The sequence below is a fragment of the Stenotrophomonas sp. YJH_SMC_79 genome (assembly GCF_059367995.1).
This window is the reverse complement of record NZ_JCAFRK010000003.1, coordinates 536,407-552,454: the sequence shown is the minus strand read 5'-3', so window position 1 is coordinate 552,454 and position 16,048 is coordinate 536,407. Positions and strand designations below refer to the sequence as shown.

The 16,048-nt window shown below is 61.2% G+C and carries 18 protein-coding genes and 1 tRNA gene; 1 reads left to right on the top strand and 18 read right to left on the bottom strand.

What is annotated here, in order from left to right:
* Nucleotides 1–82: 82 nt before the first annotated feature.
* A complete protein-coding gene (locus AC5P57_RS13605) occupies nucleotides 83–754 on the bottom strand; it encodes a hypothetical protein (protein WP_495219617.1) in 672 nt (223 codons plus the stop codon).
* Between the two features lie 568 nt (nucleotides 755–1,322).
* Between AC5P57_RS13605 and AC5P57_RS13600 the strand changes: the two genes are divergently transcribed.
* Nucleotides 1,323–1,514: a hypothetical protein gene (locus tag AC5P57_RS13600; RefSeq protein WP_495219615.1), complete on the top strand. Its 192-nt coding sequence runs from the start codon at nucleotides 1,323–1,325 to the stop codon at nucleotides 1,512–1,514.
* Here the strand turns inward: AC5P57_RS13600 and AC5P57_RS13595 are convergent.
* From AC5P57_RS13595 to rpoD, 17 genes are all read right to left on the bottom strand, one after another.
* Nucleotides 1,511–3,829, bottom strand: coding sequence for a hypothetical protein (locus tag AC5P57_RS13595; protein ID WP_495219614.1), 2,319 nt, complete (start codon nucleotides 3,827–3,829; stop codon nucleotides 1,511–1,513). The genes AC5P57_RS13600 and AC5P57_RS13595 overlap by 4 nt on opposite strands.
* A gap of 3 nt (nucleotides 3,830–3,832) precedes the next feature.
* Nucleotides 3,833–5,287, bottom strand: coding sequence for a hypothetical protein (locus AC5P57_RS13590; RefSeq protein WP_495219613.1), 1,455 nt, complete (start codon nucleotides 5,285–5,287; stop codon nucleotides 3,833–3,835).
* A 198-nt stretch (nucleotides 5,288–5,485) separates the two neighbouring features.
* Nucleotides 5,486–6,205: a hypothetical protein gene (locus AC5P57_RS13585; protein WP_495219612.1), complete on the bottom strand. Its 720-nt coding sequence runs from the start codon at nucleotides 6,203–6,205 to the stop codon at nucleotides 5,486–5,488.
* 326 nt (nucleotides 6,206–6,531) lie between these two features.
* On the bottom strand, nucleotides 6,532–7,008 hold the full coding sequence (locus AC5P57_RS13580) for a hypothetical protein (protein ID WP_495219611.1): 477 nt from the start codon (nucleotides 7,006–7,008) through the stop codon (nucleotides 6,532–6,534).
* A gap of 28 nt (nucleotides 7,009–7,036) precedes the next feature.
* Complete coding sequence (locus tag AC5P57_RS13575) at nucleotides 7,037–7,570, bottom strand: HNH endonuclease signature motif containing protein (RefSeq protein ID WP_495219610.1); 534 nt, start codon at nucleotides 7,568–7,570, stop codon at nucleotides 7,037–7,039.
* Nucleotides 7,560–8,255 carry a phage antirepressor N-terminal domain-containing protein gene (locus AC5P57_RS13570; RefSeq protein ID WP_495219609.1) on the bottom strand — a complete coding sequence of 232 codons (696 nt, stop codon included), beginning with the start codon at nucleotides 8,253–8,255 and terminating at the stop codon, nucleotides 7,560–7,562. Before AC5P57_RS13570 ends, AC5P57_RS13575 begins: the two co-directional genes overlap by 11 nt.
* Nucleotides 8,255–8,431 carry a helix-turn-helix transcriptional regulator gene (locus tag AC5P57_RS13565; RefSeq protein WP_080053021.1) on the bottom strand — a complete coding sequence of 59 codons (177 nt, stop codon included), beginning with the start codon at nucleotides 8,429–8,431 and terminating at the stop codon, nucleotides 8,255–8,257. Before AC5P57_RS13565 ends, AC5P57_RS13570 begins: the two co-directional genes overlap by 1 nt.
* A gap of 50 nt (nucleotides 8,432–8,481) precedes the next feature.
* The gene (locus AC5P57_RS13560; protein ID WP_495219608.1) at nucleotides 8,482–8,736 is read right to left on the bottom strand and encodes a hypothetical protein; all 255 of its coding nucleotides are present in this window, start codon (nucleotides 8,734–8,736) and stop codon (nucleotides 8,482–8,484) included.
* Nucleotides 8,733–8,933 (bottom strand): helix-turn-helix domain-containing protein, encoded by a 201-nt coding sequence (locus AC5P57_RS13555; RefSeq protein ID WP_422353025.1) that lies wholly within the window; start codon nucleotides 8,931–8,933, stop codon nucleotides 8,733–8,735. The genes AC5P57_RS13560 and AC5P57_RS13555 overlap by 4 nt, the downstream gene beginning before the upstream one ends.
* A gap of 142 nt (nucleotides 8,934–9,075) precedes the next feature.
* A complete protein-coding gene (locus tag AC5P57_RS13550) occupies nucleotides 9,076–10,008 on the bottom strand; it encodes a DUF6387 family protein (RefSeq protein ID WP_495219607.1) in 933 nt (310 codons plus the stop codon).
* Between the two features lie 570 nt (nucleotides 10,009–10,578).
* Nucleotides 10,579–10,980, bottom strand: coding sequence for a hypothetical protein (locus AC5P57_RS13545; RefSeq protein WP_495219606.1), 402 nt, complete (start codon nucleotides 10,978–10,980; stop codon nucleotides 10,579–10,581).
* Nucleotides 10,977–11,177: a hypothetical protein gene (locus tag AC5P57_RS13540; RefSeq protein ID WP_107433238.1), complete on the bottom strand. Its 201-nt coding sequence runs from the start codon at nucleotides 11,175–11,177 to the stop codon at nucleotides 10,977–10,979. The genes AC5P57_RS13545 and AC5P57_RS13540 overlap by 4 nt, the downstream gene beginning before the upstream one ends.
* 14 nt (nucleotides 11,178–11,191) lie before the next feature.
* Nucleotides 11,192–11,449: a hypothetical protein gene (locus AC5P57_RS13535; RefSeq protein ID WP_107433237.1), complete on the bottom strand. Its 258-nt coding sequence runs from the start codon at nucleotides 11,447–11,449 to the stop codon at nucleotides 11,192–11,194.
* Nucleotides 11,450–11,797: 348 nt separating this feature from the next.
* Nucleotides 11,798–13,012, bottom strand: a complete 1,215-nt coding sequence (locus AC5P57_RS13530) for a tyrosine-type recombinase/integrase (protein WP_495219605.1) — start codon at nucleotides 13,010–13,012, stop codon at nucleotides 11,798–11,800.
* A 176-nt stretch (nucleotides 13,013–13,188) separates the two neighbouring features.
* Nucleotides 13,189–13,264 (bottom strand) — tRNA-Ile (locus AC5P57_RS13525).
* Nucleotides 13,265–13,333: 69 nt separating this feature from the next.
* Nucleotides 13,334–14,002, bottom strand: coding sequence for a hypothetical protein (locus tag AC5P57_RS13520; RefSeq protein WP_099554596.1), 669 nt, complete (start codon nucleotides 14,000–14,002; stop codon nucleotides 13,334–13,336).
* Nucleotides 14,003–14,137: 135 nt separating this feature from the next.
* Entirely contained in the window at nucleotides 14,138–15,991 is a 1,854-nt protein-coding gene (gene rpoD, locus AC5P57_RS13515; RefSeq protein ID WP_099554594.1) for an RNA polymerase sigma factor RpoD, read from the bottom strand.
* Nucleotides 15,992–16,048 lie beyond the last annotated feature (57 nt).

Here is a 16,048-nt window from a genome sequence, read left to right as displayed (position 1 = left end):
CTTGCCACCTTAGCCCCAGGATTCCCGAAGGACAGCGGCCAGTTGCCGAAGCGACACGCGCTCCCCACCCTTCCAAGCATTCCTAGCCGCCTTGGCCTTTCCTTCGACGCTTCGCGGGCCGGTCGCCCGCTCCCACGGTCGCCAGTTCTGGATTGCCTGCGCCTGCCGCTGGCGCCGCTCTGGGGTCCAGCCATTGCGCATCTGAGATCTCCTCCAATAGTTCGTTCGGCCGACTTTTTGTTCCCGCGCGCCCGGCCTCTTCCGGGACCGGCCCGGGACTTTCCGGGGCAAGGTTGTTCACCTGCTGGTGGCCACCGGCAATGTTGGCCTGCTTCACGAACGCCACGGCTCTGGGGTACTTGATCTCGGCTAAGGTCTCCAGAGTCGTCCGGCACTGGGACTGTGCCTTCAGGGCCAGCCGCATGTATGTCTCGGTCGCCCTCAGGTGGCTACCCATGTTGAGAGCCGCTCGCCGACTCATCTCCAGAAACACCGCGTTGAGAGCTATAGCCTGACTGGTGAGAAGTGAGTCTGCCTGCTCGGTTCCTCCCCGCTTAGCTCGCTCCACTGCCTGCTGAGTAGCCCCTACAAGCTCGCCAATCTCCGAACCCTTGGCAAAGCCAGAATGCTGCGCAAACAGAAGGGCCAGGAACGCGTTGCTGTTAACCCCATCTGCCAGTTGCTCGGCATGGAGCTCCTCGTCCGATTGGCCTGGGCGGCGTGTGATCTTCAGCTCGGCGATGCTTGGGTCCATCGGATACTTCCCTCAGTTGTCTCGTTCAGACTGCTGGATCTATGTGGACGCCGCTGGACGGCCCAACGCGCGCGTACTGGTCTCAAAATCGGTGGTAGTCGGCCTAAGGTCCGCGCCAGCTCACTGGTGTACGATCCGCCCAAATAGGGGAGGACTCATGGACAGACTGTTCCCGACCGCGCTCGCCTTTATGGCCCTCTTGACGACGACCTGCGTCACCTCCGCCCAGACCTATGAGGGCAACGAGGGGGTCCTGTACGCCTGCGTTCGAGATGGGCTACGGACGTACACCTCTACGCCCTTACCCACCGACAGTGCATGCCGGACCATCAAGTACCGCTGGGTGGACAAGCACTCTGTACAGCCTGACCCGCCTGGCACCTTTATGGGCTACAAGTGCTCCTCAGACTGCAGCGGGCACAGGGCGGGCTATGCTTGGGCCTCAGAGCAAGGCACATCCTCGGTGCAGAACTGCCGAGGGAGCTCCAAGTCGTTCGTGGAAGGCTGCATGGCCTATGTGACATCCAAGACCAAGCGCAACGGCGCCAAGACCAACTGAGGCATCGCTATGGACTGGAAGACCAACAACTACGCTCCCCAGAAGAGCTGGGAAGCGATGAAGAGCGAGGCCTTCAACCAGCGCTACCCAGAGGGGAAGGCTGGCGGTAGATCCATCGCCTTGGCCATCATCGCCGTCCCCGTAGGCCTCGCTGCAGTCGCTGGGCTGGTGTACTCGGTTCTGACCTTCTTCGGCGGTTAACGGCCACCGGCCATCTCAGCCTTCAGACGCTGAGCCAGCTCCACCACCTCGTCGTCGTCCTCTTCCCTGCCAATCTGCAGCAGCGTGTTGATCTGACCAGCAATGTCGCCGCTGTCCCGCTCGGTGTTTCGGGCGAGCCAGCGGACCGTCTCGGGGTTGGTCATCATTCTGGCGAGAAGGTTGTTGGCGCCAGCCAGCGCCAGGGTCGACGCGACGGTGATTGCCGCCTGGCCCAGATTTCCCTGCAACGCATTCTGCCCAGCGATAAGTCCTGTGCCGCCAAGTGTCACGCCTAGAGCAGTCTGTTTGGCTGTGCCTGGCGGGTTGGCGAACACCTTGCTGCCGCTGCGGATAGAGTCGGCCATCCTCGCCAGCTGATTTACGTTCTGAACGTAGTCCGTCCCGAAGCGCGCATTGCTGAATAGCTGCCTCTTGGCCTCGGGGCTGATGTCCGCCCAGTTGCTCAAGAACGTCTCCATCGAGAAAGCATCGCCGGCAGCGTTCTGGTTGGCTTTACTAGCGCGCCCCATCCGTTGCAAGAAGGATGCACTGACGTCAGCGCGCACCTGAGCAGGGAGCGAGTCCATCACACGCTTCAGGGGAGTGGCGCCATTCCGCGCACCAGTGAACATGGCTTGGTAGGCAGCCTCCGGGCCCCCTTCCTTCTGGACGATCTTGCCGATAGCGTCCAAACGCTGCTCCCTGAGACGGTAGTAGTTGTTCGCCCTGGCGAACGCCTTCTTTGCCTCCGGCGTCGTGGCGGCAGCCTCCATGTCTCGGGAAAGGGCCGCGTACAGCTTCTTCCACTCAGCATGGGCAGCGTCACGGGTCAGGTACGTCGCCCCGACTTGCTTGCCAACCTTCGAGCGCAGTTCCTTAAGGGCCTGATACGGCAGCGTCCCGTCAGCCATGTTGCCCAAGGTGGCGCTCAGGTTCTGCTCAATGTCAGCTCGGCTCAGCACTGGCTCCATCACAGTCATTCCCAGGGACTGCCTGCGTGCATTCCTCTCTGCCGCTTCCTGGGCTTGCCACTCCAAGTACTGCCTGTACGCCGCCGCATTCTCACGCATCCCTGGCCGGCTGAGGACCGATGCGCCTCCTGTGGTGTCGCTGACCAACGCACGCTCAATCTGCTTAAGTGCCGCTTGGTCGAACAGGTGAGAAAGCTCCGGCGCTCCGTTGATCGCAGCGTTGATTTCCTGGAGCGCACCTCGGGCATTGGAGACGGGAACCATTTCACCGGCAGGGAGATGGCGATCCAGCTCGCTATACAACCGATCCGAAACCGACTGGGTTCGATCAACAAAGCCACCAGGCCCGTAGATTCCCTGTTGCACGTTCGTTCCGACCTGAGTCGGGGTCAGGTCCGCTCCGCCGGCCGCGATCCTGTTGGACAGGTCATCGGTGGCGTTACGCGCCGCAGCCGCCTGATCGGCCGCGCGCTGGGCAATCTGGCCCGAGCCACCCGGGGTATTGCCGAGGTAGGTTTCAAGGGCACTAGCACTACGATTACCAGTGGCTTGCCCGACACTCGGCGAGGTGCCAGAAGCAGCGAAGTCGTCAATCATGCTCTGCACGCCCGAGGCGTCATTCCCCCTCGCCGCCCGGCGCGCGATGCCAGCCGCCGCCGTTGGCACTGTGCCAGTGGCGCTGACACGACCAGCTGTGGCGAGACTGGCAACTCCGCTCAAGGTGCCAGGTGCAAATCCACCGGCCAGACCGGCCAACAGCTGATTGCCTTGAGTGGCTCCCGCCTCTCGCGCAACAGACGAGGCTCCTGAGCCAGTAGCAGCAGACACGGTCTGCAGGGCCGGCTGAGCAGACAGGAAGCTGGCAAGCTGGTTCGTGACTGGGGCCGCTGCGCGACGCCCAAGGTTAGCTAGGGCGTTGATGCCGCCGCCGATGCCAAGGGTTAGGCCGGTGCCGGTCAGCGCCTCGCCGACGTCACCCAGCACGCGGTCACCTGAGGTCTGCGCCTGCGGCAAGCCAAGCCGGTCAGCCAGAGCCGAGGCCTCCGCACGGTACGGGCGCGCCTCCTGTGCGCCCACAGCACGCGCAATCGGGTTGACCACGTAGTTGTTGAAGGCGTCACCGCCGACCGCACCAAGCAAGCCGCCTGCACCCTGCAGCACCGACCTGGCGCCATAGGCAAGGTCGCGACTAGGGCCGTATCGCCATCCATCCGGTGCAACTTGGCTGCGCTGACCGGTGGATGTCGCAGCTGCAGTGGAGCCCGCAGGTTCCACCAGTTCACCAGAAAATCGTGGCTTGCTCTTAACCGGCGAATCTACCGGGATTCCATCGAAACGGGCCATTGCTTACCTCTTTCGGTAGGTTCGACCATCGTCCGGGTCGATGTAGAGAGAACCGCTGGGAAGAGCCTTGAAGTCAGCATCCGTCTGAGGACGAGCAGGGCCAGCGGATGACTCGGGGCCACCACTGACGCTGCTTGTGACCCCAGAAAAGTCGGCCATGCCTGTGCCACGCACCGGGTCGTATCCGTATTGGCGTGCGATGTCTTGGTACTTCCGGGTTGTCCCGGTGATCCGCCCTTCTGCGTTGGTCGCGAGCTGAGCGGCTTGGTTGAGGAAATCCTGGCGCTGCGTGGGATTCAGCCGCTGGCCACTAATGGCTTTGTTATAGGCATTACGGACCTGGTCCGGTACGCCCGCCGCGTTCTGCGCATTCGCAAACTCTTGCTCTCGGACAACCGAGCCGGGATCCAGCATTTTCATGAAGGCGAAGATCAGGCTGAGGTCACCAGCCGCGCTAGGTCGACTGGCAGCTGATTGCACATTGCGGTACATGGAGAGGACGCCTTGGTCATCCTTGAGGTTCTGGGTCACTTCCTTCCGCAGACTCTGCTCCCCGCTTGCTACGGCTTGGGGTGATGAGTTGTCTGCTGGCCCACCAGGGATTGGCACTAAGCTGTCGCCCTGGTACGTGTATCCGTTAGGCGCGCTCTGTGGCTTCGGAGGTGTGTAGCCTAGGGCCCCAGTAGGGGAGACACTCCGATCGGGCAGCTGCGCATGGCTGCCGTCGGGAACGAGACCCCACTCTTCAGGATTCCGTAGGATCGATTCACGCACCGCAGGCTCCGTGACCTGCTCTATATCCACCAGCTCACCATTGGGCGCCCGGAACACAGTTGCACCGGCTGAAGAAGTGCCGGCCGTGGGATTGCCACCTCGCGCACCGGGTAGCGGTGAGAGCTGGCGCGTCCTGGGGTCCCAGACCATCTTGTAGGATCCGTTTCGACCGTCAGGCACATCAATCACATCAGCATTGGTCGGGGCGAAGGGGGCTTCGGCAACCACGTTTCCCGTCGCGTCAAAGCGCTTGGACCCTGGCGATAGCGTGAACTGCTCGCCCTGAGCTGTCGGTCGACCAGCGGCGACAGCCAGCACCTGATCGACAATCGGCATGACCGAGGCAGCGTCGAACTCGTCCGGGATCTCGGCGCCGAAGCTGCGCTTCAAATACGGAACGGCACTTCGGTAAATACCAGCCTGCATCTGCGGATTGCCCGCGAACTTGGTGAGCGACTTCGCCAAGCCAACGAGCTTGTCTTGCTGTCGATTTCCTTCGGCCTGATAGGCCTGGGCGCGCTGCGGATCGAGCGCATAGGCGCGGTCGGTCGCGGCAAGGTCGCCCGCAATGACCTGCGGCCCGATCTGCTGCAGCTCGGCCAGCATGTTGCGCTGCGTGACTGCCTTTTGGCGCTCAAGACCGTTCTGCATGCCTTGAGCGAAAGAATCATAGAAGGTGGCCATTGGATTCGGGTACTCCGTCTGTAGTCGCCTGGCTGCGAGTGGGAAGGAGCGCCTGGCGCGCCTTCATCAGCAAAAAAAGAAGGCGGCAGCACTCGGGGGCTGCCGCCTGGACCCGCCCTTGGGGGGACGTGGGGTCCTACTAGATAGGTCGGGATCTGGGTGTTTCTGACTCCCGCGTCCACTGGCGTCCACATGGATCTACTGCTCGCAGGAAGCGCCCATTGCGGCGGCAACTCTCCGGCTGGCGCGGCCCAGCCATTCAAGCAGGCGCCTCTCAGCCGACTGCACCTCGACACGAAACCGCTGCTCTTGGCGGGCTTGGCCCTTGGCCGACTCCCGATAAGACTGCTGCTGGCGGCCGGCCAGCAATCTCCTGACCGCTTCCAGCGAAGCCCAGTCTGGGTGTCCGCACGCAGTCATGTGCCGACAGACCAACGGCCAGCTTGTCTCGTCACCGATGGCGTACAGCATCAGCCAGGCGCCAAGTGGACCGTCCAGCTGGGCATCCGCGAGAGCGTGCAGCACCAGCTTGCTCTGCCCCCTGACAGGCGCGGCCGTAAGCGAACCCTGCGTCTTCCAGCTCCGTAGCTGGCGAGTACGATCAGCCGCAGCCGACGAGCGCATCACTGCCAACTGGTCAAAATCCAGCACCGCTTGGCGATCCCTCGGGCTGAACCTATCCAGCGCTTGCTTGCGGGCCGCCGCCTGCGTCGGCAGGTACTTGGATGCGGCCTGCTCAATCGAGTGCACTCGATGAATAGGTAGGTACGCACCGTCACCCGGGCAGGACTCCTCACTGGAGCAGCGCCTCGTCGCATGCCGGATTGTGGGCCGTGTTGGCGCCCCGAAGCCAAACGCACGAGCGATGCTCCTCACAACCAAATCGACTGCCTCGTTCTCCAGCAGCACCATCTCCAAGTACCGCTCATGGTCTCGAGATGGCATGGGCGGCCTCCCAGTGCGACCAGTCCGGCAGACGGACTACTCCGCCTGGCGAACCGGTTCGCGCTTCTACTTGGAGGCGTCCAGAAACGACCGCCGTGGCCTGAAGCCCTAAAGCCAATGCCTTGAAGCAAGAAGAGCGCGCTCCGCTTGGTATATATCTAGAAGGGTGTACACATAGCGACCTCGAAGGGGTGTGGATAACCGCCTGACTGGCCTGCATTGCAACCTCGTAGGTCTCTATGCGGGCCAACTCATAGCGGGATTGGCCTGCATAGCGACCTAGTTGGCCTACATAGCGACTACCCATTGCGACTCCTCCATAGATTCGGCGGAGTTACAGTCGCTGGCTCAAGGTGCTTTTCGGACTCATCGACGGCGTAATAGGTCAGCGCGTACAGGCTGCACATGTTCTTGCCACCTTTGCGCGTCTCGATGATCCAGCCTGCGGCAAGGAGCTCAAGCTTGGCGCCGTGCACCGTCGCTTTGCTCCTCCAACCACGGGTCGAAAGCATCGACCAAGGGATGCTCAAATCGCCGTTCTTGCCAGGTCTGTATTGCCTGGCCAGTTCCAGCAGCAGCTTTATGGCATTACCGGACAGTTGGCCGAACTCCGGAGAGTCGGAAATCCTGTGCTCAAGCATCAGGAACGGCGCGCCCTTCGCCCGCCCTACGAGCCTCTGCCGTCGCCTTTCATTGTTCTTCTTGGGTTGCGCCTGGCCATAGCTGGCGCCGCCCTCTGGAGACCGCTGGGCGCGGTCCTGGCTTGTACTGTGCATGTGCCCCCCAAGGGCTAGGATCACGGCGTCAGCCGCGCTTGGGACGTTTGGCTCTACAGATCGTCCCTGCATCGACGTGACGCCAGGTCTTCTTCTTGCGAATACACCTGATGGTTGAGCTATTTACGCCGTAGCGGCGTGCCCAAACCTTGGTTGGAACGATTCCTACCGTGCGCAGGACCGCTTCCACCTCTGCAACGCTGAGCTTGCACTGGGAGGAGGGACTGCCGAACTTGGCTATGTTCCGTGCGCGTTGAAGTTGGCGATTCTCCGAACCAGTCACCAATTGCAGGTTGTCCAACCTGTTATTCGACGAATCACCATCGAGATGGTCCACCTCCATCCTCTTGGGCACAGGACCGTGCACGGCCTCCCACACGAGCCTATGGGCATACCAGGTTGTGCAGGACCCACCTGCTCGGCGGTGAATGACCCTGATGTACCCGTCACGGCTTCTCCGGCCTACTGTCCGTCCGCAGGCGCTCCATACCTCCCCAGTACTCGGCGAGACGAGGAGGCCGCTGGCGCAGTGCAGTAGCTTGCTAATCGCGCTAGGAAGCATTGGGGACCTCCCAACCGATCTGCTGAGTGCTGCACCAGGTGGCTGCATGCTGCTCGAGAAGAGGCTTGCGCTCGCTGTATGGCCTGCCCTGCCCGATCCACACCGCGTTCTGCATCCTGAGCTCTTGCTGCAGCCTGAGCTGGTCTGTGGAAAGCGAGTCTTCGCAGACACCGCCAAAGACCCCAGTGATGCAGTGATTCACGAGTCGATGCTCGGTGGCGTAGTCGTAGCCCTTCGGGTCCCGGCCCAACCCAACCAGCGTGTCGTGCAGGATCCGGCACATCACGGTGCCTGCGACGCGCTTTGCCATTGCCGCATCCTGCCTAGTGTCATTCGAGAGGAATGCCGCTGCGAGTACGTCAGCCGCCTGCTCTTGGAAGAGGATCACGCGCGTTCGAATGGCAGCCTTCACCTTGTTAGGGTTAACTGTGGCCAGCCAGAACGGGAGCCTAGACAGGGGCAATGCCTGCATCTGGCGACCTTTGCCATCGCCAGCAACCATCCCCCTTAAGGTAGACAGTTGCCGAGCTAGGACGGGGTGAGATTTCAGCTTCTCGAGCTGCTTGGACCAATCCAGACCCATGCCTTCCACGATGGGCCGCATGGCGACAAAGGGTTGTCCTTGATGGAGACGGCCGATGAGTTCGGCACCGTGGAACTCGACGTGGACGATTCCAGTTGCCATTAGGCAGCCCTCCCCTCTTCGCAGCGGGAGTCGATCCAGCACCGCACCGCCTCCGAGTCCCAGGCAGACAACCGGGCAGCCACTCGGATCGGTCGGGGAAACCGGCCTTCCTTCGCCATCTTGTAGATGAGAGAGCGGGACATGCCGCAAGCGGCGATCACCTCAGGCAGGCGCATTAGGGTTCGGCCCTGAGCGGCCACCCGCCCAAGCCGGATAGCATCTGAAGTCATACCGAGGTCTCCTTATGCTGAACCCAAGCCCGGCGGGCCGTGTCCGGCACCCTGTACTCCGTGAGGGAGTAAGAGCCGTAGCTGTCACGCCTCCGAACGCTGACAGCGAGAAGGAGCCCGCGCTCGATCAAGCCCCAGGCATCCTTACGGCCCGGCTTGGTCTCGGCATGGGGGTGATCTGCGGTCCAGCCACCGAGATCCAGCAGACGTCGCTGGTCTGCGCTCAGATCGGAGAAGTCGAATCCGCTCATCGCACGGCCTCCAGTCTGGAGGTCAGCACACGCTGGAGGTCGACCTCAGGGATCAGGGATCGAGTTCCAATTTTGACCGAGCGGATCTCGCCCGCTTTGATCAACTCGTAGAGGGTCGTCCGGCTGACGCTGAGTCGGCGGCACGCGTCGGGGATTCGGTGGAGCAGGGGGTCGAGAGCGTTCGTAGAGATGACCATTGTCCGTACCTGTTAGCTGGGTACGAACCGGCGTCCGCACCCGCCCGGCTGTGTCCGGGCGGATGTAAAACTATGCACATCGACGTGCCACTAGAAGGGCCAAATGAGGGACTCATTCTGTTCCGGTCGTATTGCGACACTTCTACTTTCCGGAAGATTTCTCCCCCCCTAAACTTTCCTGCATCTGCGCCGCATCCTCATTCGCAGCCTGAACTGCCAAAGCCTCTATATTTTCCTTGGAGGCCCAGGCTCTAGCGTTCGGCAGCAGAGTCTTTCGGACGTCATCAACCTCGACTCTACGCCCGGCCGGAAACGCCGCGTCGCACATGTCCCCGTACGTGATTTTTTCCCCCGTGAGTCGACGCCAGTGATCCAGTACAAGCAGTGGCACGTAGCCACTCTGTATCCAGCGGGAATAGTCCGCCCGAGAGAACGGGCGCTTGGCCGCACGGTGACTGTCTAGCTGTCTCATCGCCGCCAGCCACTTATCAAAGTCCTGCCGAATGGTTGCATCTGGCACGCTTAGATCAATCGCGACAGCCCTATTGTTGGTCAAAGGCAGCGCTGACTTAGCGAACTCAGGGGAGTCACGGAGCGCGACAAAGAACGGCATACGACCAAATTCTTCATAGGTCCGGACCCGTTCCTTAGCTTCAAGCCAGGCTTCGTAATCCGCACTTAGCTCACATTCGATGACGCGCCGGGAGCTACCAACCAGGTCCTGGGAGCCCTCCAGTTTTTCTAGACGCGCTGCCATTTGCGCGACCGTCCAATTGGTGATCGATGCAACGCTCCCAAAGGCGTAGACCTCTGGGTTGGAGGCATACTTTTCTTTCCACCACTCGTGCCCCTGCCTTCCCAGGCTCTTCTGTAGGGTGCTGAACATCTTTTCGAGCTCCACTCGATGCTCAGCGTCATCCTCTACAACAGAATGCAGGATTTCGCTGACGTCACTCACGATGGAGAGCTCAACCATGACACTCAACCAGTCCTCGGTAGCGAAGTCCGTCAAATCGTCGTAAGCATTCAGATCGAACCAGTTGGGAATTCGGGTGGCAGGTTTGGGACGGGCCATGTAGTTGTTCCTCAATTCAAGCTGCCTCTTACTGAGGCCTTGCGTCCAGGGATGACAATTCGAAAGCAGGATGGTCGGACCTATCAGGGATCAGACATTGCACTGGAACCATGCGCCTACCGGCGTACTCCTCAACGGTGACCGATGCCAAGTCGCTGAGAGCACTCTCCAATTGTTCCATGGTGTAGTCAGCCCCCTTCTTGGATTCAAGGCCTCGCATCAGAACGTCCCTCAGCGGTGATACAGGCCCAAAGAATCCATCGATAACGCCTCGCTGAGTGCTGTCCAGACTCCCGCCATACGCTTCAACTGCCGAGCAGACAATATCGGCCAAGTGGGCACTCTTGCTAGTGCGTTGGTCTGCTGCGGCTTCCCCGAGAGCTTGGAGGAACGCGATGCAACAGACCCGCCCTACTTCCCTGCCCATCAGATGGCCATGAGCTTCCGGCATCCGCCAGTAGTCCCCGAGCTTGGCGTGGCTCTGGCGGTAGAAGGGCAAGCGGTGGATGGGGTTTGCACGGGTCCGATTGAATCGAACTGGTCGTCTATGCCGGGGTGTGCTTGACCGATTCACGCGATCCTCCTGATCCTCGTAACGGCAATTACCGCAGCCAGAATGGACACCGACTCGCGCGGCAGCGATTGGCCTTGATCCATGAGCGACAGGCAGTACACGTAAAGTCCTCCACCGCCTCGGTCCTGTACGAAGCGAACAACAGGCTCTCCGTTGATATCTACGACGTAGACGCCGTCATATCCCCATCGGGTAACACCGAGATCGACCAACAGAACGTCGCCAGCCTCCAAGGCTGGTGCGTTCAGATCATCCTTGACGGACACGTAGGCGACACTTGCCCCAGTGCGCTCGCCGGCCGAGCAGTCACCCACAGAGACAGCCGCCTTGACCGTCGGCTGACTGACCAGCCCCCTTCCGTTAGAGCTTGTTATAGCTTGGCTGATTGCCCGGCTCACAGGACCTCCTCGATCTTCTTGGCAACAGAGGTGGCCCTTTCGTTGACCAAATTGACCACAGCCCGAACCGCAGGAGGGATCGCCGACTCTCCCATCTCGCCGGAGTTGAGGAGTAGATCGGTTACACCCTGGATATCCCATACAGCCTGTGCTGCATCGTTGAGTGCATGGCGCAGCTCAGTGAGACGCTCTTTCATCGCTGTCGCTTCCATTAGTCGACCCTCGATGCACGGCGGAGTGCTTGGGATTGCTCCAAGAGATGATCCAGAACGGCAAGATCATCGAACGAGGGAACCGAGTCGTTCTCCATGCAAGTTTTGAAGAAGGAGCGAACAAAACTGACGTAAAGGCTGGCGTCGCCAAGTGCGTGCAGTGTGTCAATGCCGGCGCAGATCTTGTACGTGGGCGCGTTGTCCTGCACTGGGATCCCCCCATACGAGGCCTCAATGGTCACTTCAGAAGCAGCCATGGATCACCTCCAGGCATGTAGCGACTGACGTAGGGGAAGCAGTGGCCAATGCCAGGGCGGAGACAAACAGCACCGTGCAAAGCTTGTATGTGTTCGCGTCGTCGTTGAGGGCGAGCCAGCGGTGGACTCGGACGAACGTGGTGGGCCGAGTAGCCCTGCTGATGATTAACGGCCGTTTTTCGGCCAAGCGCGCCCGTTCAGGCGCAGCAAGTACAATGCTGCAATCCATGATCGACTCTCCAATAGTCGGTTGTGGTAGGCCGAGCTAGGGGTTCCCGCCCCTTTCTCGGCCGCTTTGTTTATGCGGTTCTACTGCCTTGATGGCCCTCCTTAAGGCCTCTGTGAGGTTTAGGCGCGCTTGGCCTTGAAGGTCAGCACGTTCGGTTCTGCAACCCGCAGTTGGTCGAGGTAGTCGGACCAGGCCTGCATCATCTTCCGGCGTTCCGGCAGGTGCGTCGCCCGGTTGTAGGCCCGCCCAAGCGGATCCTTCACGGCATGCGCCAACTGATGTTCGATGTAGTCCGGGCGATAGCCAAGCACCTCATCCAGCACCGTTCTTGCCATCGCTCGGAAGCCATGGCCCACCATCGTGTCCGAGTCGAATCCAAGGTTCCGCAGCGCCGCGTTCAGTGTGTTCTCACTCATCGGCTTTAGGACACTGCGAACTCCAGGAAAGACAAATTCGCTCCGCTTCGTATACGGGTACAGCTCCCGGAGAACCTCAACGGCCTGATCTGACAGAGGGACGATGTGCGGCGTTTTGGTCTTGCTGGTGACGTAGCGCCACTCTGCAGCATCGAGGTCGATGTCAGCCCACTTCGCCTGCCTAAGCTCCCCAGGGCGAACAAACACCATTGGGGCCAGCTTTAGAGCAGCTTGCGTGACCAGTGCCCCTTGGTAGCCCCACAGCGCGCGCAGGAGGCCGCTTATAACGGCGGGATCGGTCACGCTGGCGAAGTGCTTGGTCTGAGGCTGTTCAAGCGCTCCTGTGAGGTCCTGAGCGGGATTACGGTCTGCACGACCCGTAGCGATGGCGTAGCGGAAGACCCGCCCAGCATGCGCCCGGGCGCGATGCGCGGTTTCTACGACACCGCGCTGTTCCAACTTCCGCAGTGCAGCCAGTAGCAAGGGGGCCGTAATGTCCCCGATAGGCAAGTCCGCGAGCCCAGCAAGGTCCTTCTCGATCAGACGACGCTCACGCACGACCGATCCAGGAGAAAGGCCTTCCTTCGTCCGCTTGGCGAGCAACTCCAAGCCGATGGCTCCGAAGGTGTTCGCGGCCCGTTCTCCTTGGACTGCCTTTTCGACCCTGGCCACTTGAGCCGGATTAGCCCCGCCGCGCAGGAGCGAGCGCAGACGGTCGCGTTCGACGCGGGCAGCCTGCAGCGACATCGACGGGTACTCATCGAGCGTGACGATGCTGGCCTTTCCCAGATAGCGGTAGCGGTAGCGCCACACCTTGGCTCCCGAGGGGCGCACTTCAATGCACAAGCCGTTGGCATCAGCCACACGGAAGGGACTGGCCTTCGGCTTGAGCGAGCGCAACTTGGTGTCGGTCAGCATGTGAGTCGAGCGCCTGTGAGTCGTCTAGGGGCGTCTAGCCCTTTGACACACAGCCTGACTCACTTTTTTTGTGGATGCAAGTGGATGCCGCTGGACGGCTATGGATGTCTAGCAGCACTGAAATCAAGCAACTTAAGGACTTCGCGGACGTCTCTGGACTTCTCTGGACGTCAATGTGGTGGGCCCACCAGGATTCGAACCTGGAACCAAGGGATTATGAGTCCCCTGCTCTAACCGTTGAGCTATAGGCCCTGCGCAGCATCACAGTGTAGTGAGGCCGGCAATGGGTTTCCACTGCGCGCCCCCTACCCCCTCACGCCACTACTGCCCCAAGCGCTGCATCAACCGCTCCAACGGCGCACGGTTGTGGTACTCACCGTGCAGGCGGCGCTCGCGCTCGCCACACTGTCCGTTGTCGGCCACCACCAGGTCGGTGCCGCGCAGCAGTACACGTGTCGTGCAACGCCCCTGGCGCAGGTACAGCACATCTTCGCCCTCCTCTGGTGCAGCGCGCCCCAGAACCTGCGGTGCCGTTCCCTCACCGCCCTCCTGCGTGCTCAGCTCGAATGCGTCCCCCTTGGCTGCGATGTCGATGGCATTTCCTTCACTGCGTTCCCAATGGGCGACCCAGTCGGTCAGGCTGGTCGCGACGTAGTTGCTCGTTTTCATCACGCGCGACTCCGGCGCCCAGCTCACCACTTCCTTGCTCGGCGAACGTGCTTTTACGCAGTAGTAGCTGTTCCAGCGGTCACCGATCACCAGGCCAGTGCCCGGTTCCATCTCCTCGCCACTGCGGCACCCATCCCGTTCCTCGTCCAAGCAGCCCTCTGCCTCGCCCAGCAGCAGCACCTGCCCGGTATCGACCACGCGACCCACGGCATAGTCGAACTGGCTGCTGAAGAAACTCTCTGCATTGCACGCCGGTGGTTTCGGAGTATCCGCCCAGGCAACCAGTGGTGACAGCGAGAGCAGCAGGATCGGCAGTTTCATCGGCATTCCATTGACCAGTGCAAAAACAGGACACGCATCCTATCCCGTCGCGCGCAGCGCGGAAGACCGCAGGCAAAAAAAACAGACCCCGCTTGCGCGGGGTCTGTCGGGTGCTTCATATGCAGCGGATACCCGTCAATCGATATCCAGGAAGCTGCGCAGCTGCTCCGAGCGGCTCGGGTGACGCAGCTTGCGCAGGGCCTTCGCTTCGATCTGGCGGATGCGCTCGCGGGTCACGTCGAACTGCTTGCCGACCTCTTCCAGCGTGTGGTCGGTGTTCATGTCGATGCCGAAGCGCATGCGCAGCACCTTGGCTTCCCTCGGGGTGAGGCCGGCCAGCACGTCGCGCACGGTTTCAGACAAGTTGATGTTGGTGGTGTTCTCGATCGGGGACTCCACGTTGGTGTCCTCGATGAAGTCGCCCAGATGGGAATCCTCGTCGTCGCCGATCGGGGTTTCCATCGAGATCGGCTCCTTGGCGATCTTCATCACCTTGCGGATCTTGTCTTCCGGCATGTCCATTTCCTTGGCCAGCTCCTCCGGCGTAGCCTCGCGGCCGTACTGCTGGAGCATCTGGCGGGAAATGCGGTTCAACTTGTTGATCGTCTCGATCATGTGCACCGGAATACGGATGGTGCGTGCCTGGTCGGCGATCGAGCGGGTGATCGCCTGGCGGATCCACCAGGTGGCGTAGGTCGAGAACTTGTAACCGCGGCGGTATTCGAACTTGTCCACGGCCTTCATCAGGCCGATGTTGCCTTCCTGGATCAGGTCGAGGAACTGCAGGCCACGGTTGGTGTACTTCTTGGCAATCGAGATCACCAGGCGCAGGTTGGCCTCGACCATTTCCTTCTTGGCCTTGCGCGCCTTGGCTTCACCGTAGGCCATGGCACGGCTGATTTCCTTCAGCTCTTCCAGGTCCAGCTGGGTCAGCGTCTCGATGTCGATCGTCGCCTGCTGTTCGGCAATGATCTGGTCCTTCACTTCGCGCAGGGCCGAGGACCACTTCTGCTTGCGCTTCAGTGCGTCTTCCACCCACTCCAGGTTGGTCTGGTTGCCTTCCCAGGAACGGATGAAGTCCTTGCGCGGCATGCGCGCAGTGACGGTGGCCAGGTTCAGCACGCGACGCTCATGGGCCTTGATCGACGCCATGGTGTCGCGCAGCTGCTTGGTCAGCACATCGGTCAGCGGCAGCGGCAGCTTCAGGGTGACGAACACCGCCGACATTTCCTCGCGCAGGCGCGGCAGGTTCTTCTTGTCGCCCTTGGTCGCGGCCTTCTTGAAGGCGTTGAAGGCATCGCTCAGCGCCTGCATGCGCGCAGCGACTTCCTCCGGATCCGGACCGGTCGGTGCGGCTTCTTCCTCGCCACCCTCGACATCATCGTCCTCGTCCTCGTCGCCCTCGGCGTCCGCATCGGCGCTGTCATCGGCAGCGGCCGCCGGCGGTGCCGGTTCTTCGTCGGCCAGGTCATTGAAGCCGACGATCACTTCGGCCAGGCGCTTCTTGCCTTCCTTGTGGGCTTCATAGTCGGTCAGCAGCGACTCGACCGACACCGGGAACTGGCCCAGTGCAGCCTGGACCTGCGAAAGGCCTTCCTCGATACGCTTGGCGATGGCGATTTCGCCTTCGCGGGTCAGCAGCTCGACGGTGCCCATTTCGCGCATGTACATACGCACCGGGTCGGTGGTACGGCCACCTTCGGTGTCGAGCGCGCTCAGCGCGGCGGCAGCTTCTTCGGCCGCGGTGTCATCGACTTCGCGGTTGCCGGTGTTGCCGTCATTGAGAAGCAGGGTTTCCACATCCGGCGCAACTTCATGGACATCGATGCCCATGCCGTTGATCATGCCGATGATGTCTTCGATCTGTTCCGGGTCGACCATGTCGTCCGGCAGATGGTCATTGACTTCGGCGTAGGTCAGGTAGCCCTGTTCCAGGCCCTTGCTGATCAGTTGCTTGATTTCGGATTGGGCAGGACGTTCGTTGGCCATGTAGTGCTCGCGCCACCGGCTAGGGAGAAATAGGGAACGTAGCATTATACCAGCCCG